Source organism: Bifidobacterium sp. LH_743 (assembly GCF_056355775.1).
In genome coordinates this window covers 275,466-295,923 of sequence record NZ_JBKESZ010000002.1, presented here as the reverse complement: position 1 = coordinate 295,923, position 20,458 = coordinate 275,466, and the positions used below count along the sequence as shown (strand labels likewise).

Here is a 20,458-nt window from a genome sequence, read left to right as displayed (position 1 = left end):
CGCTACCGCTCGACCAAACGGTCCAAAAGAAAAAATTTCAGGGACCGACAGGAACCCAAGGATACGAACATGACGAACCGGATGAAAGGAACAAGACAATGAGAAAGCATTCGAAGACCATGTCCATGGGACTGATGCCAGCCACGTACCTCGTGCAATTGGAAACGTTCATCAGCCCGGGACTGCCGTACCTGTCGCTTATCGGACTCCATGACGAGGACCGTCGCATACGCGACCGCATTCGGGCCGCATGCAAGGCCGTGGGATACGAGCTGCCGGCCTGCAGGACGACCGTGAACCTCATGCCCACGGGCACGCCCAAACTGCCGGGATTATGCGTTCTCGCATGCGCCGTCAGCATACTCGCCGCCGACGGCCGAATCCCATCCGCGAACCAACTGGAGGACACCATCATCCTCGGCGACGTGAACGAGGACGGCACCATCCCACCCATCGACGCCGACCTGGCCGGACTCATCGCATACGCCGCGCACAGGCTGGAAATCCACCACATCATCATCCCATCGGAGAACCTCGCCGGAACGACCATCCCCACCGGCGTCGAGGTCATCGGACTGGGCCGCATCGACGAGCTGCTGAACCAGTGACGGCCGATGCGGAGAACGCCGTGGCGGACCACCGGAAATTCCGGTGGCCCGCCACCTCTCCCAATCGGCCGGATTCACGGCAGACATGCATGGATTGAGTCCACACATGCTAAAATGGTATTAAATATGGTATAGATACCAGATAAGGAGATTGTCATGTTCAATTCGTTGGATGTGCTTGACGACCTCGTGCCAGTCAGCGAGCTCAGCAACGGGCGGACCTCAGCCGTGCTGAACAAGGCCGACCGCGCGCCCGTCATCATCATCAAACGCAACAAGCCGTCCTATGTGCTGATGGGCATCAACGACTATCAGGACCTCCTCGATCGTCTTGAGGACACGGAGGACTCCCGCCTCGCGGAAAAACGCATCGAGGACAACAATGGCCGGGCGACCATCCCCAATGCCGACCTGATGGCCGAGCTCGGCCTGACCGAAGAGGACATCGCGGGTACGCCGACCCCGGAGATGGCGTGAGCTGGCGGGTCGAATGGCTCGAAGAAGCCGCGAAGGACATGCGCAGACTGGGCAAGGCCGAACAGAAGCAGGTGCTCAAAGGCATCGCCAAGGTCAGCGAGAATCCGCTGCCATCCAGCCAGGGCGGATACGGCAAGCCGTTGCGCAACGCGAACCGAGCCCATCTGGCCGGACTATGCAAAATCAAGTTCAGGGACCTTGGAATCAGAGTGGTATACAAGCCGGTTCTCAAGGAAGGAGCCATGGTCATCATCGTCGTAGGCGTCAGAACGGATGGCGAAGCCTACCTGAAGGCCGATGAAAGGCGCGGACGGCACACACTCTGATAGGTGAGCGTATCGAATGGGGGGCGGATATTCCAGTCAATGGAATGTCCGGCCCCCATCATTTTCCGGCCCCTGAAGCCGCCGGAGCCCACCCGGCCCGGCGCGTTCCGCGCCGGGGAGACGGACCATCCGCTTCGCTTCGGGACCATTCCGACAATGGATTATGCCCCGCCATGCCCATGCGCGGCGGGGCCAGGGAATGGAGCGGCGCATCGGTGCGCCGCGACCCTTTTATTTTCTTTTGAGCCGTTTGCCTACGGCAAGGATCGTAACCGCCCTCGCGTCCGCGCCACGCAATGTCGAACCCCAAGGGGTTCGGCGTGCTCGCGGACGCTCCGACGGCTAACGCTAACGCTCGACCAAACGGTCCAAAAGAAAAAACAGGGACCGACCAGATTCAAGGAGAACAGACATGGACGACAGCATCAAGCATTCCGACGATGACGAGGTCTGCGCCGTCACCTACACGTGGGGACAGGTCAAGACGTTCCTGAAGGAACATGGCAGATGCGCCACGGACTCCAACGCCGAGGCACTGCTCGCGGAATGCGGCAATGGGAGCATCGACACAGGCAAGGACAACCTGTTCTGCGACGCATACGACGAAATCGAACAGTGCCTTTACACCTCGCTGACCACCGCCAGCCTGCCCGACAAGCCATGGTACGACCGTCCGAACAGTGAATGGGTGTACGACCGTGAGAAGCCCGCCGATTATCACGACGATGGCGAGGCCGAGCCATGGTACGGCACGTACTGCCATGTCGGCGTCCATCTGAACGGGAACCAATGCCGGTGCTGCAACACCTGCTCCCAATGCGGAAGGCACATGTGCGAGGCGTGCACCGTCCGATGCTCCACGTGCGGCAGCATCGTCTGCAACAATGACGCGAGTGAGACCAAGGACGGCGAATGGGAGTGCGTCGAATGCGACCGCGAGCACGATCCCGAGAAAAGCCGTCTGCTTGACGCCCTCGAAAACTATCAAGGCACGATACGCAGCGAGAAGGCCGAGAACGAACGCCGCATCATCCTCGGCTTCATCGACAGCCTTCCGAAATTCCGCGCGGACGAAATCAACCGGAGGCTTGGCGACGCGCGGAACAGCATCAGACGGCTCGCCAAGGAACGGAAGAACCATGGAAATGGAAACGTCTGCGTCACGCCGGACGGCACCATCTCCTATGAGCAGCTGGCGACACTAGCCGAGCGGAACGGCTATGCGACGGTGCAGACCTTCGCGGACAGGCTCGTCATCATGTACGACGGAACGGAGAAGCAGCGGCAGGCCCTGCTGGACTGTTGGGACGACTATGTGGCGGCCGCGCAGCTCGAGGATGACGTCGAATACGACAACCGCAATCGCTCCACGGACTTCGAAATGGTCTATCGGTCTTGACGGATCCGTCCGCAGGGGCGTCGAACCCCTGCGGATGTCCGGCCCCAAAGCCGCCGGAGCCCACCCGGCCCGGCGCGTCCCGCGCCGGGGGAGACGGACCCTCCGCTTCACGTCGGGACACGACATGGGCGGATGCCGCGCCTATCCCATGGTGGCGGGGGAGGGCCGTTTCTCCGGAGACGAGGAAGCCCACCGCGTGCATCATTTCGATGACGGACGCGCGTACCTCCGGCTTTCGTCGTTCGAGTTCGCCTTCCCCATGGACATGGCCGAAGCAGCGTATGGATGCCATGAGGACCACAACGACTGACGAAGGAGAGGACGACATCATGAACCCCATCTATGAGCTGACCGACCACGCACACTCCGAAGAGGAACTGGCCCCATGGCTGGATGCCTGCGGCACGGGAAGGGAGACCATCGACGGGCTGCTGCTCACCGCCCTCGACTGCGCGTGGGGCAACTGGAAGGCCGCCGCCAAGCCGCCCATGCATCCGTACGCGAATCCCGCCTATCTCCGTGCGGCGGAAACCTCCCCGTGGCGGTGGGACGACTGCCTGCCCGCGGGACTTTTCACGTACGGACTCGACACGGAGCAATGGCATCGCATCATCGCCGCCATGAACGATTTGGGCCGTTTCGGCCTGGTCGACACGGCCATCGTCCGCCGTGACCTCATGGACGGCGAGGAATCCGTGCCCGCCATCCGCGACAACTGGGAGGTGGCCGACTTCGACGCCTGCGAATGGTCAGACCCGAACGCGGCCGACCCTTACATCTGCGTGGTCTACGACCTGCGCCGGCTGGCCGAGGATGAGGACGGGAAGCCCCGTCGCATGAAGGGGACCATGCGGTACGACACGCATTACTCGCTGTCCGGCTTCGACTATCTGACCTTCCCCGACGCGTGAAGACACCAGGAACGAAAGGAACAGGAATGAAACAATCGACAACACTGTCCATGGGAACGACTATCGCGGGAAACCCGTACCTCATCCAAGCCGCAGAGTACATAACCCCGGGACTGCCGTATTTCGCGGCAATTGGAATCGACGACGAGGACCGTCACATCCGCGAACGCGTCCAAACGGCGTGCGAGGCGACCGGGCCTATGCGCCCTCGCCACCGCCGTCTGCATAATGGCCACAGCCGGGACAATCGGCATCCCCGACTTGGAGAACACCGTCATCCTCGGCGACGTGAACGCGGACGGGACCATCCCGCCACTCGGCGAGGACGTGGATTTGACGGCCCTCATCGAACACGCGCGGGAGCAGGGCATCCAACGCGTCATCCTCCCCGCCGCGGACCTCGCACAGGCCGGGAGACCGGACGGCGTCGAAATCATTGGAGTGGAAAACCTCAACGACCTGACCCGCTGACAAGAATCCGCCGCAGGGGCGTCGAACCCCTGCGGACGGGCCGGCCCCTGAAGCCGCCGGAGCCCACCCGGACGGCGCACGCGCGGCAGGGAACCGCGCCCGCGCCGGGAACAACGGACCCTCCGCTTCGCTTCGGGGCAAGCCCGACAACGGAACATGCCCCGCCATGCCTGGTGCGGCGGGGCCGGGAAACGGAGCGGCGCACAAGCGCGCCGCCGCCGAAAGCATTTCCTTGCGGCCGTTCGGCTAAAGCCTTTGGATCATAACCGTCTCCACGTCCGCGCCACGCAATACCGAACTGACGTTCGGCGTGCTCGCGGACGTTCCGACGGCTAACGCTTCGCTTGACCAAACGGTCACAAGGAAAAAATTTTCGGGAGCAATCCCACACAAGACCAAGGAGCAACATCATGACCGCCATCAAGACCACCAACATCATCGAAGGCAACCTCGCGCAGGAGCCGAAATACTTCCCCAAGGGGCAGTACGTGGCACGCATCGTGTTCCGCATCATGCACACCGACCGCAAACTCAACCCGCAGACGAACCAGTGGGAGGACGGCCGCACCACCACCGTGGACGTGAACTTCTACGGCACCACCGCGGAACGTCTCGCACAGACCATCCAGCAACAGCCGGACGTCTTCGCCAAAGGCACCGCCGTGGTCGCATGGGGAGAACTCTCCGACCGTCCCAACACGTGGACCGACCGTGACGGAAACCCGCAGGCCACGCCCGTCATCAACGGCACGCGCATCATCCCCAACCAGCTCGTCAACCAGCGTCGCGCCAGCCGCCAGCAGTCCACCAGCCTGCCGCAATACACCAACGCGGTCCCGGAACAGGATCCGTGGGCGGGCCAGCAGGCATAGGTCTGAACCATCACCGGGGGCCGTTCAACCATGACGGCCCCATCTATCCGGAGGAAGAAAGGAACCTGGAAATGGAACGCATCGAAACCCTTAATCTGAAGGCCGAAACCGACGCCCTTGAATCGGGACACGGCATCACCCTCTACACGTTCGACGAATACGGCCGACTCATGCACTACGCGCATATCGTCGCAAGCACTCCGAAGGAACGCGGGGACGGCTACGCCGACTACTTCCTCACCATCTTCAAAGGCGGTGACGATATGCGACGATTCGAACCGGACGATGGAAACGATTATCCGAACTTCGAATCAATCATCGGATCCATCAAGACCATCTGGTCCAACACGCCCATCTGGTGGGAACGTGACGGAAGCGTGCCCGGCGTGGACGATGGCATCACGTTCGACGAGCTGCGCGACGCGGACATGCTCGCCAACGCCCGCAAACGGCTCGAAAACGAAATGCGCCCGCGAGGCATCGAACCGGACGGCGAACAGGCCGTCAAGGACGCTGAGACCGTCAGACAGGCCGGACTGAACGCCATCACGCCATCATTCTTCGAACTGTTCGAGGACTACATCGCCGAAGAGGACAGCCAGCTCGCCGCCGACGGCGTGGACCTGGAGACGCGCACGGCATGGATGCATGAAATGTACCGGGCCATGCTGAACGAGATGAAAGACTGAACGACACGGAAGGAAACCCGCGGCAGAGGGCATCGAACCCTCTGCCGCATCCGGCCCCTGAAGCCGCCGGAGCCCACCCGGCCCGGCGCGAGGCGCCGGGGATAACGGCCCCTCCGCTACCGCTCCGGGACGATTCCGACAGCGGATCGTGCCCCGCCATGCCTGGTGCGGCGGGGCCGGGAAACGGAGCGGCGCACCGGTGCGCCGCGCCCTCTGATTTTCTTTTGGGCCGTTTGCCTACGGCAAGGATCGTAACCGCCCTCGCGTCCGCGCCACGCGATACCGAACCCCAAGGGGTTCGGCGTGCTCGCGGGCGTTCGGGCGGCCAGCGCTGTCGCTCGACCAAACGGTCCAAAAGAAAAAATTCAGGGAGCAATCCCGACAAGCCAAAGGAGCACACCATGCATTTCCTGGGAGCGGTCATCGGAGCCGAAAACGAGGATGGGGTCGAGGATATCCTCGCCGACTGGAGCGAATACGCGGACGTGGACGAATACATCGCGCAGACCCGCGATGAGATCCTCTCCAATGGCCGCGCGGAAGACCGGGACTACCTGAAACACGGAAAGGACATGGACGCGAGAAAAGCCGCCGCAGAACGGGTCGCCCTCGACGACAAGAAGGCGCTCAAGGCATACGCCGAATACTGCGGGCTCACCCTCAACGCGAATGGCGACGCCGTCAGCACGTTCAACAGGGACAGTTTCTACGACTGGTACGAAATCGGCGGACGATGGCAGTCCGACGTGAACGGCATGCAGGGAGTCACCTGCCACGAACTGCTCGAACGCTACAGGCAAGGCGACGAAAACGTGCGACACATCATCGAAGACCTCTGCGTCATCTGCGAGCAAGGCTGGTACGACGGCGGACTGTGGAACGACACGGAAACCGAAACCGTCCTCGCGGAACTCGAACAAGACGCAGACCGGAAGGTCTGGTTCGTCGATTTCCACGACTGACCAAAACACGATGATGGGAACCGTACCCCCATATGGGTACGGTTCCCATCCACGACCAAATTCGAAACAAGTAGTGAAAGGCGCATAGAATGCTCACCCAGGAACAGCAAGACCTCTATTCGAAGATAGCCAAGAATCCGGAGACCTTCGTCATCGTGGCATGGAATCGAGAAGACCTCCGCGACATGCTACGCGAAGAGGACATCGAACCCAGCGAGAAAAACGTGGACTTCCTGCTGAAGGCAAACGAGTTCCCCGTCGAAGACATCCAAGACAAGATGATTGAAACCGGCTGGGACGTGCTCCACGACGTGTACGACGGTTTAATCAACGTCATCAAGGAAGACCTCAGATGCCGGAAAGCCGTACAGAAAACCAACGTCACAGAGCAGGCGGCACGCCTACGCGCGTACGGCGAATACCACGAGGACGCGGCGGAATGGCTCGACAGGTGGATTGCCGACGGTTGGAGAAGCGCCGACATCGGCACCGTGGAAGGACGCGAACGCGAAGTGTTCGACGCCATACTCGAAGCCAACGGTCTCGGACAGCTTCCCACCACGCAATGCGAATGCCTGTTCTCCCAAGCCCAGGAAATCAACGATGCGTTCGAATCCATCCTCACGAGAATGCACGGCGTGACGGTAGCGACCGCCTACAGCCGTACCGCCACGTACGACGACATCATCCAACACGCGGCCATGCTCCTGAAACCCGACGATGACAACGGAGACCCGACCGGCATCCACGCGGAACCCGCGCTACGATTCGGCAGCGTCAACATCAACGGCATGCACATCGATTGGGAGTTCGACGCCCTCAAGGAATTGCATGACCTGTGGTGGAGCGACGAATGTCCACTGCCCGCCAACGACACCCCCGTGACCTACGCCACATGGAAAGGAGAGCCGATACGACTCACAACCGACAAGACATTCCTCGGACTACTGACGGAACTGGGCATCGCCAAAACCAAATGACACCAATGATAAGGGGCATCCGCCCCTTATCAGGCATCGCCGGCCCCAAAGCCGCCGGACCCCACCCGGCCCGGCGCGAGGCGCCGGGGATAACGGCCCCTCCGCTACCGCTCCGGGACGATTCCGACAGCGGATCGTGCCCCGCCATGCCTGGTGCGGCGGGGCCGGGAAACGGAGCGGCGCACCGGTGCGCCGCGCCCTCTGATTTTCTTTTGGGCCGTTTGCCTACGGCAAGGATCGTAACCGCCCTCGCGTCCGCGCCACGCGATACCGAACCCCAAGGGGTTCGGCGTGCTCGCGGACGTTCCGACGGCTAACGCTATCGCTCGACCAAACGGTCCAAAAGAAAAAATCCAGGGACCGACAGGACATCAAGGAGCGACATCATGCAGCAGAACATCATCTGGACCAACGACACCGACCAGATCGACGCCATCATCGACGACTGGAAGCAGGAGGCGGCGCACCTCGCCACGGCCATGGCCGAAAACCCGAAAGAGACCATGGCGGACGCGACGTACGGCGTGGACACCATCCTCGAAAAGGCATGGGAACACGTCGTGGGGGAGTACGAGCTGCCAACCCCGCAGCGACTCGTCGAAGCCATCGAATCCATCGACGAATACGACGCGAACGTCCGTATCGCCGCGGACGACCTCAACACTGAATACCGTGCCGACGAGCGGGACAACCTGCAGCACCTCAAGCTCGCGCATCCCGTCATCATCCTCGGCAAGGCCGGACTCTGGAACGACAGCCGCGCCATCGCCAGCGTCGTGGAGTTCGACAACATCGGAGACATCATCTCCGACAGCCCATGGACCGGCATGGAATACGAGACCTGGAAGATCGACGACGACGACCTGAGATACATCGGCGTCCACCACGACGGAGTCAACACCTGCACCTTCCGCGAGCTCAAGACCGACGGACGCGGAGAGAAACCCATCGAGGAGAACGACCTGCGCGCCCTGCTCAGGGCGAGCCGTCCCCTCGGGCCACGCGTCCGCGACGTTTACGGCATGCCCGCACCGGCGAAAAAACACGGAAACCGTTGAGAGATAACAAGCCAAAACAACTAGAAAATATCACAATACTGTGATATAATGGGGTTATCGGCAAGGCGGCAGGCCAGCCGAAACCCCAAAGCGAAAGGGACAACAATGCTCGAAGCATTCAACGAACTCATGGCGGACCCCGCATCCCGCGCCGAACTCGTCGGCGGTGTCGTCGAGGCGCTCATCCTCGTCATCCCCGCAGGCGCGTACGCGCTCTCGCTCCGGATACGGTCCTTCCTGCGCCGACTGCGCTACGGCACCGACCGGCCGCGCGTCATCGTCGGCCATGCGGCCAACGCCTATTAGAAGCATCCCGCCGGCGCCCACGGACGTCGGCGGGCCGGAGGACGGCGGAACGCCCTCCGGCCCTTCCCTCGACCGGACAAACACCAAGGAGCGACATTATGAACGGCAGCGACAAGCACACTCACGGAAAACACCAGGGCACGGAACACTACGCACTCGTCAGAACCGAAGACGGATGGCGCGGCGACCCGGACGGCTACAGCTGGCAATGGTTCGACTTCCCCGAGCTCACATTCACCGACGACGGCGACTGCCGGTTCGAGCTGGAGTCCGAAGCCATCGACATGGCGGTCGAACTCGACACCTACCGGGAATTCCTCACCATCCTCTCAAACGAGATAGAAGAACTCCGCCAGCAAATCGAATGCTAGACGGACGAATCCGCCCGCGACACCCGCGGGCGGCGCCTCCGGCGGCCAGAGGACGACTACCGTCCTCTGGACTCCACGCGCCGGGAACCAGTTCCCGGACCCAGGAAGGCTTCGCCGCGCCACGGAGGCCACGGCTCGCCGGGGCCGGGAAACGGAGCGGCGCACCAGTGCGCCGCCACCTCTGGTTTTCTTTTGGACCGTTCGGCTGCGCCTTTGGATCGTAACCACCTGAACGTCCGCGCCACGCATCCCGGGCTACGCCCGGCGTGCTCGCGGACGTTCAGGCGGCTAACGCTTCGCTCGACCAAACGGTCCAAAAGAAAAAATCCAGGGACCGGACAACACCAAGGAGAACCAGAATGAGCTCATACATCTGCGGAGACCAGACCACCATGGCTGCGGCCGAAGGCATCGCCCGCTGCGAGGGATATTCCGACAGCGTCCAGTTGCTGTCCACCCTGCTCCGCATGGCGAACGAGACCGCGACGGGAACGCGCGCCATCGGGTCGACCGTCCACCAGCCGGTCGACCAGGCCAAGCGCCGCGCGTACGACGACCTAGAGATAATCGGCTCATGCGAATGCCTCGCCTATCAGCTCGATACCGCGGGATGGTGTGGCGGCATATGCCGCCGCCTGCGCGCAGCCGCCGAGAAAATCAGGCGGGACGGGGCGGAGGAAGGCAAGTGGCGACTGCCGGACAAAACGGAACGGAACCGGTTCCACGGCGTGTACCAGCCGTCCACCTACACAACCCCATCCCGCACCGTGACCGTCTACGACAAGCCCGCGGAAATCCCATGGGGCATCGATTGAGGCGGGGGAGTCCGGCACATCGGGCGCCCGATGCGCCGTATGGCGGGAATCGATCCCGCGCCATACGGCATCCCGCGCGCCCCGCGTCGACGGGCCGGAGGACGTTCCGCCGCCCTCCGGACCTCCCCACCGCCGGAAACCCCATGTTTCCGGACCTTCATAGGACGCCGCCGGCCATGACGGAGCATGGCCACGGCGTTCAACGGAGCGGCGCACCAGTGCGCCGCACCCTCTGATTTTCTTTTGGGCCGTTTGCCTACGGCAAGGATCGTAACCGCCCTCGCGTCCGCGCCACGCAATGTCGAACCCCAAGGGGTTCGGCGTGCTCGCGGACGTTCCGGCGGCTAACGCTTCGCTCGACCAAACGGTCCAAAAGAAAAAATTCAGGGACCAGACGGGATAAAGGAGACGACCATGAACGTGAACCATTGCGAATACTATCCGCAGCACGAACCGAAGAACATCAAGGTCCAGGGGCTCCGTGGCCGCTGGGACGTCCGCCTCCACGCGGTCGAGAAGAACGGCGCCCGGGAATACTGGTGGGTCCTGAACGCCGACGGCGTGGACGGCGGGGAAGGCTACTGGACGACCAGGAGCACGGAGGGCGGATGCAAGTACTTCTGCGACGCGGGATGGGGAGACGCCGGCAACGCCATCGCACACCTCGAAGAGGAACTCGCCGACTGAAGCCAAGACGCCGTGTCCGGCCCATATCGGGCCGGACACCCGTGAAAAGAACGAAACAAGGAGCAGGTAAAAATGTGCAACTACAAGTTGACCGTGACCATCGGCAAGAACAGCGACATCGTGGACGGCGGTGGCTGGGTCACCTCCATGACCTGGCGGAAGTCCACCCTCCTCGAAGCCAAGGACCGCGCCCAGGTCCTCGCCCTGCGCGACCTGCTCAACGGCGACAAGGTCGCGGTCGACGAGGACGGCTACCTCATGTGGGACCGCTGCTACGGCCTGTGCAACACGCAATGCTGGCAGTGGGAGCTCGCCTGCGCGCACAGCACCTGCGTCAACCAGATCATGCGCCGTGCCGGCGTGGACTGGCCCGAAGCGGGCGTGCCCGACATCGACATGCCCACCATCACCATCAACCTCGCCATCGACTGAAGGAAACAACAATGGCCAACGAACAACAGGGCCAGGACGCGGCATGGAACGATTTCCTGGAAGCCAAGTCGGCCGGATTCAGCGACCGGACCGTCGCCCAGATCTTCGACGTCAGCGCGTCGACCGTCCGCCGGGCAACAGCCGACGACGGAAAACAAAAGGGGGAGGACCAATGAGAAAAGCCGTGAACATCATCTGCGGCATCCTCGCGGAAGTCTGCGCCCTCGCCGTCATCCTCCTCGGCGCCTACCTCGCCTACGACGCGAAGGCCAGCGGCCTCGACCAGTCCTACGTCAGCCACCGTCAGGAACAGGTGGGCCACAGGAAGATACACAAGGCCGCACCCGGCAAGACCGCCACCATGCGCCACACCGATCCGCCCGCCGAGGCGGAGCCGGGGGACGGCGAACTGTTCGCCTACCTGCGCGTCCCCTCCTGGGGCAAACAATTCCGCCTGCCCATCTGGCAGGGCACCGCCAAGACCGTGCTCGACAAGATGGGCGCCGGCCACTACGCGTCCACCGCCATGCCCGGCCAGATCGGCAACAGCTCGTACGCCGGACACAACACCTACGCCGATATGGCCGACATCCGGTTGCTCAAGCCCGGGGACGTCGTCTACATAGAGACGGCCGATTACTGGTACCGATACAAGGTCAACTCGAATCCCGAGATCGTCGACCAGTCGCGCACCGACGTCATCGACCCGGACGCGGCCGGCGTGGAGCGCGGCCTCACCCTGCAGACCTGCTGGCCCATCATGACCGGCGGCAACGTCACCCACAGGCTGATCGTCCACGGCGGGTTCGACGGCTGGGCGCCCAAGAGCGACGGCGTGCCCGCGGAATACGCAGAATCGACCGACACGACGATCGACAAGGTCAGCCGCAGGATCGTCACCGTCAGCGAGAAAACGGACCTGCCCGTCACGGGAGTGCTCGGTATCTGCGCCCTCGCCATCTGGATCCTGCTCGACGCCATAGGATGGATGTGCTCGCACGACCGCATGGCCGACTACTGGCGCCAACGGGACATCGGAGGACCCATCACCTGGCTGTGGAGGATCAACGCCGGCATCATGCCGTCCAACACCATCGTCTTCACCGTCACCAGGACCATCGTCTTCCTGGTGATGTGGACCGCGATCATCCTCGCCCTCTGGCGATGGGCATGCCCGCCACTCGCCGCCATGCATTTCCTCACCTCATGACCGCAGACAAAAACCTGAAAAAGACACGTATATCACAATACTGTGATATAATGGGGATTGTCGGCAAGGCAACAGGCCAGCCGAAACCCCATAACGAAAGGGAATGAAACCATGTATTGGATCGAAGACGAAAACGGCCACCGCCAACCACGCGCGAACGCACCACGAATGAGAATCACGAACCTGCAGGAAGTGTTCGGCATGCTGGACGCGGGCACGGATCCATGCATCGCCCACGCCGAATACGCGGACGGCGACACCATGGATGTGGAGGTCCCCTCCAACTACGCGCTGAACTCCCTCGGCCGGAAGACCACGATCGTCGGCGGAAACATCCTCTTCATGAAAAGACTGGAAGGCGACATCGAACATCTCGCCCGCTACCAGTGGGGCGAGGCCCACATATGGGACGAGGAGACGATGGGACCATGGTACGAGTCGGTCGGCATCGCCGACATTGCGGAACCAGCCGACGAGACCGCGGTCGAACATCTCGACCCGGTGTTCCCGAACACCAGTATGCACGACATCATCGCCCGCTACCGCGTCCAGCATCACGATCCCACCCTGTCCATCTACGCGTTGATATGCCTCGCCCTTCAGACAAACCCTCCACTCACCAACACGCGCACGTCGAAAAGCGGTATCGCCATCGAATTCCAGGACAACGAATACGGGTGGATGGGCGTCGCACGAGACAAGCGCACGGGGCAGACCTGGATGTGGCCGCTCGACGAAGAGATCGACGCCAACGAGGAATTCGGCGTAGCCCCGGAGGACTATGGCGACGCGTTCGTACCCTATCGCGATTTGGACGGACGCAGGAAGACCATCAAGGAAATGGTCAAAGAGACCGACGAGGCGGATCGGAGACTTGGATACCATCCGACCTGGGTGGGACCGACCACCAGAAGACTGGAATACGGTCTCGACCGGTATAAGGCGCATCGGCTTGAGAGACTCGACCGACGCGACGTCAAACGCGCTCTCGGCGAGGAATTGAGGCGCGGCGGTCTGCCGGACACCTTCCACTACCCCTGCCACACGGACAAGGGCACGATCTGGTGCAATTGGTGCAATATCGAGGACCGCACGAAAATCATGCTCAAGCCGGCCGGAGGCAAGGGCGCGAAGCAGACCGGATGGCTCAACCGGACGAGGGGCCGTGATGGCCTGCGCTGGTGGTGGTGGGAGACCATGGACGGCGCCAAAGGCGAACAACTCCCTTCCTACCAGCAGGCATTGCTCGACTTCATCGACTCGACCAACCTCGGTCTCCGCCGCTACTGACCCAGCCGGCCGGAGGATGCCCATCCATCCTCCGGCCCAACCCGAAACCGAAAGGAACCATATGGACACGGAACGTGTCATGGAACGCGTCCGCCGGCTCTTGGCGATAGCCAACGATCCGGCCGCCTCCGACAACGAGCAGCGCATCGCCCTCGAGCAGGCGCAACGACTCATGGACAGGCATGCCATCGAGGAATGGCAGCTCGAAGAGAACCACGACGACGTCGAGATCATCAGACGGAGGATCCGATTGGAAACCAATCCCTGCAATCGGGACATGGCCATCCTCGCGAACATCGTGGCCCAGGGAAACAGGTGCAGGGCGACCCGCACCTGCCGCCGTGCCGGGAACGGCCGTGACGTTGTCAGCGCCGTCTGCATCTACGGCGTCCGCGCCGACGTCGACAGGACCGAAGCCATCTGGACCGCCATGGAGACCAGCCGGGCCGTCATGTGGCGCGAAAGGGCCAGAACCACGCCCCGCGCGAAAGCCAACGCGGCATGGAGAAACGGCTACTATCGCGGTTTCCAGGAAGAAATCGCCCACAGATACGAGATCCTTCGACGTGAGATGGAATCGGACGGCACCGGCAAGGAACTCATCACCGTGCGCGGCAGCCAGGTCGACCAATGGGTCGAAACCCATGTCACATTCTGCTCCAAGAAACCAAACTTCCCTAAAGCCACAAGACCCAGCCAGGCCGCATACCGGCACGGAAGGCAGGACGGGGCACGCCAGGCGATCGGTCTCAAGGAAACCGGACAGGCCGGCAGCTGGACCTTGGAGAAGCGATAACAAAATAAGCGTTTCGGCCGCATCCATACGATACGGTCGCCAGACAGAAAGGACACCCCATGTATTGGGACCGTTACATCCACCGCGACAATCCACGCCGCATCGAACCACTCGCCAGGCCACACGACACGTACGTCATGCTCGACACGGAAACCACGGGACTCCATCCCGAGGAAGGCGCCGCACTCATCGAGATCGGCGCGTTCCTCGTACAACCCGGCAACGAGAACAGCCGGCCGAAATTCGAACAGCTCATCGACCCACAACAGCCACTGCCGGAATTCATCACCGGGCTCACCGGCGTCACCGACCAAATGCTCCAGGGAATGCCGACCATCGGCGCGGCGATGCTCCGCTTCCACCAATGGATAGACCAAGTCTGGCCGGCGGGGAAGCCGTTGACCATCATCGCCCACAACGCCGAATTCGACGTCAGCTTCCTCGACGCAGCCGAACACGTCTACGATCCGACGGCCAGCATGTTCGACTGCCAGTGGCTGTGCACGAAGGAGATGAGCTGGGAACTCAACCCGCAGAAACGCCACCATCGCGTGACCGACCTCATCGCCGACTACCACATCGGCGACACCGAGGAGCACCGCGCCCTCGCCGACGCGATCCAGGAACAGATGATCTACCAGGCGCTCTGCCGTGAAGCCACTATGCGAGGAAAGTGGATCGAACGATGAGCATCATGCTGGACGAGGCGCAAGCTTACGAGGATGCGCGCGACTATGACTGCTGCCAGATCATCAAAGGAGCCTACACGGTAGGCGACGCGGTCTACGAAGCCTACTGCGATGGAAGAACAGCGCCCGTGACGGACAGCGAAATCGAGGCGGCCGCAAAACATCTGAAGGACAATCCCGGGCTGTTCGGCCCCTCCGCATGCTTCATCGACCCGAACCGTTTCGGGGAAATCGCGCGAAGTGTGCTCCAGGCCGCCAGAAACGCAGTCGGAAAGGACATGGAATGAGCTATCGCATTTCTTTGGGTGGAACGGCCCGAACGTTCCGGGACATCGCCGAAGCAGCCGAATATGCCAGAAAGCTTTCGCTGGAGCTGAACGGAAGCGTGGTGAAGGTATTCGACGAAGAGACCGGCCTAGTGGCATTCACCGCCAAATCAGCCAGAAAGAAGAATTGACATGGATGCGAACGCGGGTCAAAAAGACGAGACACTGCGCAAGATCATCGATATGTGCGAGGAAAAGTATAGGCACTACCGTCAAATCCTTGATGATCTGGTTGATGAAGTACTCGATTCGGAGGAGGAAGGGGATGATTTCTGTGTTCCATCGGAAGAAAAAAGAATCATATTCCTTCGCGGAAAACTGCAGGCTTTTGCCGAATGCGCGGCGGAATGCGACAAAATGCTCGGTCATTCCGATTCCATGCCTTCCGAAGTGTCGCAAAGCGAGGATGTGAGATGAGCAGGAGAGACACAACGATGATGCTGTCCTCCTTGGTGGAGAAACGGCTCAACAATCGCGTGGCCTACTGGGCTTCCGAAGTCAGCTTCGATAAAGGCACGCAGAACTGGCGGCGCATCGACTACGTGGGATTCAAACCATACACACCGAATTACGCGGTCGAACCCGTCAGTGTGGAATTGGGAAGATTCGAATGCTATGAAGTCAAGAGCTGTCTGGCCGATTTCGAGTCGGGGCATGGACTGACCTTTTACGGTGATCTAAACTATCTCGTTACCACAGTGGAGCTTGCCGAGACGCTGCGTGTCTCCCATCGATTGCCGAGGAACATCGACCAAGTGCTCGTCCCATCCAAGAAGGGCGACAAGCTCAGGCCCCTGTACGATATGACCGGCAACGGAAGCCCCAGTTATCGGCACCGTCCCGCGAGCGAGATGTTGTACGCGATGATCGAAGCGGACGGACAGCGCACCCGTTGGAAGATGATTCGCGGATCATCACGGAATATCACCTCATGATGAGGTGAAACGGATAAGCCCGAACGACGGGCCGAAAACATCCAGAAAGGACGATCCATGGCGACAATCAACCAGATCCCCATGACCATCATGGGCAACATCGTCAAAGACCTTGAACCCAAGCGGACAGCCGGAGGCAAGACCGTCATCGCCTTCCGGGTGGCGCAGACCAGCGTCACCGAAAGAAACGGCAGATGGGAGGACGGCGAGACCACGTTCATCCGCTGCGTCGCATACGGTCCGCTGGCGGACCACATGATCGCGTCCGGCATCCGCAAGGGAACCAGGGTCGTCGTCACCGGACGATTCGTGCAACGCGACTGGCAGACCGAGGCGGGGGAGAAGCGCAGCAGCTTCGAACTCAACGCCGACGACATCGGTGCCTCCGTCCGCTATGCGACGGTCCAGATCACCAAAGCCAATGAATCTGCTGCCACGCCACCGGCACCCCAATCGCAGCCGACCCAACCTGCTCAACCAACCCAAGAGGCGAAAGACGATCCATGGCCCAACGTGGTCCAGGACCATTTCGCCGAACCACAGGAACCGGCTTTCTGAAAAAGAAGAATTCTCGGGCCCATGACATCCGACCGATCGTCATGGGCCCGAACTGTTTCCAGGAAAGAAGATCGATCCAGGTAGGATGGGCGAATCAATGAGAGGGGGGAACGTGATGTCAAAGGATGATGAGAGCCGTCTGATGGCCGTGGAGTTGGCGAAACGTCTACTGGTCGATGCCATATGGAAGACCGCCAGCATCGAGGTCGACGGGATCTCTTTCCCCGACACTCAAGAGATCTTTGAGGGCCGTGCTCCGGCGAACATGGCGGTGGACGACATCATCGTCGTCAACAACATCAAACGCGCCTGGATGTTCCTTTTCGAGAACGTCGACCAGCCCGTCAACTGGCAATACATGTCCGAATACAATCGGATCCTTGGCGAGGGTCTCATCCGTGACGCAGGAAAACTCAGGACCAATGATGTGCGCATCGGAGGAACCGATTGGATCCCGGAGCTTCCGACCATGGAATCTTCCCATGACGGGATCTCTTCATTGATGAAGATCGAATCACCCGAGGACCGTGCTCTGCTCATGTTCTGCAAGATCACGCGAGGACAATGGTTCAATGACGGAAACGAGCGAACCGCGCTCATGACGGCGAACCATGCGCTCATCAACGCCGGCGTCGGAGTGTTTTCCATAAGCCCATCATTGAAACGAGAATTCACGACCAGGCTATTGCGCTACTACGAGTCGAACGATGACGTGCCATTCCGTTCATGGTTGAAGGACAACGCCATCGGAAGACTGCCAGGCGGCATCACCTCTGCGGAATCACGACGCCTCGAACTCAAACGGAGCCGCGCCACAGGGCCGAACTGCGCGTCACCATCCAGCGCGTCAGCGGTGACGCCTGGCTGCTGGACGTGCTGGAGGAACGGAACGGCACCGCCCAGATCCGCGTCGTCCTTGATGGGAAGTGACGCTTCCGGTATGAAAAATAAGTGTTGTAGCAAAAATTGATACAACACATAAAAATGAGTCGCATCCGGTGGTCCGAAAGCCGATATCGGCCTACGCGCACCGACGAATCGCATGGTCCACATGATAGGCCACCGGCTCAAAAGGTCAAACAAACCCTGCCGATATCGGAATCGAGGGCCATTCATCAGCCCAAAGACCACAATGACGTGACGGACCAAAAAGCGACGAAGCGGGATGCCGACATCGATATCGGATTCCGTCCTTTTACCGATATATCGGTTCAAAAGAATAAATGAGCCAGGACCATTTGGACCATGGATCAAATGGTCCAAATAACGGTGAATCGTTGGAATGAAGCCAAAGGCTCAATTTTGGACCACTTATCCGAACCGATATCGGGATCGGCCCATTTGCCGATATATCGGTCTAAGACCAAGTTCGTGATCATATGGTTCATCGATATGACATGGACCTTAAGGCTCCGATATCGGAGACGGACCATTTCGGATCATTTGGAACCGATATCGGTCCAAGAGAAGAAATGCGGCGGCGGACGGCCAGGCCGGTTCCGAACCCAATGGACCAAATCGATCCTCTGGGGGAATGGATGGTCTTCCACGTGACCGTCCGATATCGGAGATGATTCTGGGCCGGCCATCGGATCGATATCGCGCCGGTCGCGCCGGTGGCGGCGAATCGATTCGGGAAACGATCTGCACCTGAGTGCCGCGGCGCTTTTTGCATGCCATGCTCCGGAACGGATACGGAACATACCGGGAAAGCGATAAGAACGGATATACGGACAAGAAACAAAGCAAAACGAAAGGCAAGCCAAAAGAGAACACACAGAAAAAGAAGCCATACACAACCAAAAGCAAACCAAAAGAACAAGCAATCCAACAACAGACAAAAAACATCCATACCCACAACCAAAGCAGAAAACCAAAAACTATACCTACCAAAAAGAAACCACGGGCGTCTTGCACCCTGCTCCGCGGCTGGCGCCTGAAAACGGCGGAATACCGCCGTTTTATAGGGTCTGTTAATTCGCCGCCGGGGTTTCGACCCGATATCGGCGAATTAAGAGCGTGGCGAATGTGGGTTGGGCATGGAAAAGGCAGTGAAATATCCCCGTTGCCCGGTGTGCGGGAAGTTGGTCAACCAGAAAAGCGAGGTCTGTCAGAGGACCACGGAGGCGGGAAGGAAGGGCGAGTATCGGCGGTGGCATAGGAAATGTGCCAAGGCTTATTCGAAACGCAAGATTCGGATGGAAAAGACTGACGAGTGTCGGCGTATTGAGAAGGAACGGGATGATCGTCTGCTGCAGGCGTGGCTCGACCGGCGGGACGCCTTGGAATCTTTGGGTCGTGAGATCGCCGACTACAACGGGTTCGCTCCCGGGCATGACAGGGCGGTGGTCCGAATGGTCTACGAGCTCACCCGTCAGGCGATATTGATGTTCCAGATCAATCCGATGATCCCCATCGATTACGGCGACGATTTCCGTTGGCTGTCCGCCGAGATCGGTTCGGACGGGATGAATCTGATAGCCGACAGCGTCCACTGGAACGGCGTGAGACGGTGGAACGACGATCCGGACGTGAGTCCGGAAGGCAGAGCGCCACGCACGTTCATGGGACGCATTGACGAACCGGGCGAACAACTCGAGGACGAATACACGGGCGACCTGGACCACAAGGAGACGACGGTCACCTATGAGACCGCGTTGAAGCATATCTGGCGCGAGGACAACATCGCGGGAGGCCGATGGGCCGACGATCGTGGTCCGTGGACATACAAGTGAGGATCGGTCATGGGAAAGAAGGAAGACCGGCAGCTCATCGGACTGCGCATGCGGGCTTCAGAAATCAAACGCAGACGGCACGAACTGGACGAGAGATACGGGCTGATCGATGGAATATGCCCCATCTGCGGCAAACTGATCCGCAAGCCCAAACGAGGACCGACCGCACGGTTCTGCAGCAGGTCGTGCCGAGCGGCGTATGCCCGGCGGAAACAGGACGCGATCGATTTCAAAAAGAACAAGTCGGCGGAACTGGCCTTGGACCAGTTGAACAGGCAAGGCGGGGACTATCGGAAAAGGGCCGACGGGAAACGAGAATCCACCCTGAACGCGCACAAGGAAATCAAAAGCGTCAGAAAAGCCAGTCGGTTCTCATGCATGTTCCAACTGAAAACCATCCTGGAATGCAAGCCGGAACTCATCGAACAGGCGACGGCGAACGGATACGTCGCGAACCTCATGCGCGCTATCGACCAGCACGGCACGCAGGGTGATGCGGAACGCATGCTCAGGCACCTCGGATACACGGGGCCGATACCCACCGGAGACAAGTGA

30 protein-coding genes are annotated in these 20,458 nt (G+C 60.6%); all 30 read left to right on the top strand.

The window, feature by feature from the left end:
- Window positions 1–98: 98 nt before the first annotated feature.
- A complete protein-coding gene (locus AC1ATL_RS04520) occupies window positions 99–608 on the top strand; it encodes a magnesium chelatase domain-containing protein (RefSeq protein ID WP_476568811.1) in 510 nt (169 codons plus the stop codon).
- 156 nt (window positions 609–764) lie between these two features.
- Complete coding sequence (locus AC1ATL_RS04515; protein ID WP_476568809.1) at window positions 765–1,085, top strand: type II toxin-antitoxin system Phd/YefM family antitoxin; 321 nt, start codon at window positions 765–767, stop codon at window positions 1,083–1,085.
- A complete protein-coding gene (locus AC1ATL_RS04510; RefSeq protein ID WP_476568807.1) occupies window positions 1,082–1,411 on the top strand; it encodes a type II toxin-antitoxin system RelE family toxin in 330 nt (109 codons plus the stop codon). Before AC1ATL_RS04515 ends, AC1ATL_RS04510 begins: the two co-directional genes overlap by 4 nt.
- Window positions 1,412–1,823: 412 nt before the next feature.
- Entirely contained in the window at window positions 1,824–2,810 is a 987-nt protein-coding gene (locus AC1ATL_RS04505) for a hypothetical protein (RefSeq protein ID WP_476568805.1), read from the top strand.
- Between the two features lie 124 nt (window positions 2,811–2,934).
- Entirely contained in the window at window positions 2,935–3,120 is a 186-nt protein-coding gene (locus AC1ATL_RS04500) for a hypothetical protein (protein ID WP_476568803.1), read from the top strand.
- Window positions 3,101–3,721 carry a hypothetical protein gene (locus AC1ATL_RS04495; RefSeq protein ID WP_476568801.1) on the top strand — a complete coding sequence of 207 codons (621 nt, stop codon included), beginning with the start codon at window positions 3,101–3,103 and terminating at the stop codon, window positions 3,719–3,721. Before AC1ATL_RS04500 ends, AC1ATL_RS04495 begins: the two co-directional genes overlap by 20 nt.
- A 228-nt stretch (window positions 3,722–3,949) precedes the next feature.
- A complete protein-coding gene (locus AC1ATL_RS04490; RefSeq protein WP_476568799.1) occupies window positions 3,950–4,192 on the top strand; it encodes a hypothetical protein in 243 nt (80 codons plus the stop codon).
- A 410-nt stretch (window positions 4,193–4,602) separates the two neighbouring features.
- The gene (locus tag AC1ATL_RS04485; RefSeq protein WP_476568797.1) at window positions 4,603–5,064 is read left to right on the top strand and encodes a single-stranded DNA-binding protein; all 462 of its coding nucleotides are present in this window, start codon (window positions 4,603–4,605) and stop codon (window positions 5,062–5,064) included.
- Between the two features lie 71 nt (window positions 5,065–5,135).
- Entirely contained in the window at window positions 5,136–5,753 is a 618-nt protein-coding gene (locus AC1ATL_RS04480; RefSeq protein ID WP_476568795.1) for a hypothetical protein, read from the top strand.
- A 401-nt stretch (window positions 5,754–6,154) separates the two neighbouring features.
- Window positions 6,155–6,715: a hypothetical protein gene (locus tag AC1ATL_RS04475; RefSeq protein WP_476568793.1), complete on the top strand. Its 561-nt coding sequence runs from the start codon at window positions 6,155–6,157 to the stop codon at window positions 6,713–6,715.
- An 89-nt stretch (window positions 6,716–6,804) separates the two neighbouring features.
- Window positions 6,805–7,695, top strand: coding sequence for a hypothetical protein (locus AC1ATL_RS04470; RefSeq protein WP_476568791.1), 891 nt, complete (start codon window positions 6,805–6,807; stop codon window positions 7,693–7,695).
- Window positions 7,696–8,081: 386 nt separating this feature from the next.
- A complete protein-coding gene (locus AC1ATL_RS04465) occupies window positions 8,082–8,753 on the top strand; it encodes a hypothetical protein (RefSeq protein WP_476568789.1) in 672 nt (223 codons plus the stop codon).
- 105 nt (window positions 8,754–8,858) lie between these two features.
- Entirely contained in the window at window positions 8,859–9,059 is a 201-nt protein-coding gene (locus AC1ATL_RS04460; RefSeq protein ID WP_204442714.1) for a hypothetical protein, read from the top strand.
- Between the two features lie 98 nt (window positions 9,060–9,157).
- Window positions 9,158–9,430, top strand: a complete 273-nt coding sequence (locus AC1ATL_RS04455; RefSeq protein WP_476568787.1) for a hypothetical protein — start codon at window positions 9,158–9,160, stop codon at window positions 9,428–9,430.
- Between the two features lie 359 nt (window positions 9,431–9,789).
- On the top strand, window positions 9,790–10,245 hold the full coding sequence (locus AC1ATL_RS04450) for a hypothetical protein (RefSeq protein ID WP_476568785.1): 456 nt from the start codon (window positions 9,790–9,792) through the stop codon (window positions 10,243–10,245).
- Between the two features lie 414 nt (window positions 10,246–10,659).
- Window positions 10,660–10,932, top strand: coding sequence for a hypothetical protein (locus tag AC1ATL_RS04445; RefSeq protein WP_476568783.1), 273 nt, complete (start codon window positions 10,660–10,662; stop codon window positions 10,930–10,932).
- Between the two features lie 72 nt (window positions 10,933–11,004).
- Window positions 11,005–11,364, top strand: coding sequence for a hypothetical protein (locus tag AC1ATL_RS04440; RefSeq protein ID WP_204442718.1), 360 nt, complete (start codon window positions 11,005–11,007; stop codon window positions 11,362–11,364).
- Between the two features lie 11 nt (window positions 11,365–11,375).
- A complete protein-coding gene (locus tag AC1ATL_RS04435; RefSeq protein WP_204442719.1) occupies window positions 11,376–11,540 on the top strand; it encodes a hypothetical protein in 165 nt (54 codons plus the stop codon).
- The gene (locus AC1ATL_RS04430) at window positions 11,537–12,574 is read left to right on the top strand and encodes a sortase (RefSeq protein WP_204442720.1); all 1,038 of its coding nucleotides are present in this window, start codon (window positions 11,537–11,539) and stop codon (window positions 12,572–12,574) included. The genes AC1ATL_RS04435 and AC1ATL_RS04430 overlap by 4 nt, the downstream gene beginning before the upstream one ends.
- A 168-nt stretch (window positions 12,575–12,742) precedes the next feature.
- Window positions 12,743–13,864 carry a hypothetical protein gene (locus AC1ATL_RS04425; RefSeq protein ID WP_476568780.1) on the top strand — a complete coding sequence of 374 codons (1,122 nt, stop codon included), beginning with the start codon at window positions 12,743–12,745 and terminating at the stop codon, window positions 13,862–13,864.
- 61 nt (window positions 13,865–13,925) lie between these two features.
- The gene (locus AC1ATL_RS04420; RefSeq protein WP_239459166.1) at window positions 13,926–14,660 is read left to right on the top strand and encodes a DUF2786 domain-containing protein; all 735 of its coding nucleotides are present in this window, start codon (window positions 13,926–13,928) and stop codon (window positions 14,658–14,660) included.
- A 59-nt stretch (window positions 14,661–14,719) separates the two neighbouring features.
- Window positions 14,720–15,349, top strand: a complete 630-nt coding sequence (locus AC1ATL_RS04415) for a 3'-5' exonuclease (RefSeq protein ID WP_476568778.1) — start codon at window positions 14,720–14,722, stop codon at window positions 15,347–15,349.
- Window positions 15,346–15,636 (top strand): hypothetical protein, encoded by a 291-nt coding sequence (locus tag AC1ATL_RS04410; protein ID WP_288649383.1) that lies wholly within the window; start codon window positions 15,346–15,348, stop codon window positions 15,634–15,636. Before AC1ATL_RS04415 ends, AC1ATL_RS04410 begins: the two co-directional genes overlap by 4 nt.
- Window positions 15,633–15,806, top strand: a complete 174-nt coding sequence (locus tag AC1ATL_RS04405) for a hypothetical protein (RefSeq protein ID WP_476568776.1) — start codon at window positions 15,633–15,635, stop codon at window positions 15,804–15,806. Before AC1ATL_RS04410 ends, AC1ATL_RS04405 begins: the two co-directional genes overlap by 4 nt.
- 1 nt (window position 15,807) lies before the next feature.
- The gene (locus AC1ATL_RS04400; protein ID WP_476568774.1) at window positions 15,808–16,092 is read left to right on the top strand and encodes a hypothetical protein; all 285 of its coding nucleotides are present in this window, start codon (window positions 15,808–15,810) and stop codon (window positions 16,090–16,092) included.
- On the top strand, window positions 16,089–16,610 hold the full coding sequence (locus AC1ATL_RS04395) for a hypothetical protein (protein ID WP_476568772.1): 522 nt from the start codon (window positions 16,089–16,091) through the stop codon (window positions 16,608–16,610). Before AC1ATL_RS04400 ends, AC1ATL_RS04395 begins: the two co-directional genes overlap by 4 nt.
- Window positions 16,611–16,667: 57 nt before the next feature.
- On the top strand, window positions 16,668–17,168 hold the full coding sequence (ssb, locus tag AC1ATL_RS04390; protein WP_476568770.1) for a single-stranded DNA-binding protein: 501 nt from the start codon (window positions 16,668–16,670) through the stop codon (window positions 17,166–17,168).
- A 115-nt stretch (window positions 17,169–17,283) separates the two neighbouring features.
- On the top strand, window positions 17,284–18,138 hold the full coding sequence (locus AC1ATL_RS04385) for a Fic family protein (protein WP_476568768.1): 855 nt from the start codon (window positions 17,284–17,286) through the stop codon (window positions 18,136–18,138).
- A 1,228-nt stretch (window positions 18,139–19,366) separates the two neighbouring features.
- Window positions 19,367–19,903, top strand: coding sequence for a hypothetical protein (locus AC1ATL_RS04380; protein ID WP_476568766.1), 537 nt, complete (start codon window positions 19,367–19,369; stop codon window positions 19,901–19,903).
- Between the two features lie 9 nt (window positions 19,904–19,912).
- Window positions 19,913–20,458: a hypothetical protein gene (locus AC1ATL_RS04375; protein WP_476568764.1), complete on the top strand. Its 546-nt coding sequence runs from the start codon at window positions 19,913–19,915 to the stop codon at window positions 20,456–20,458.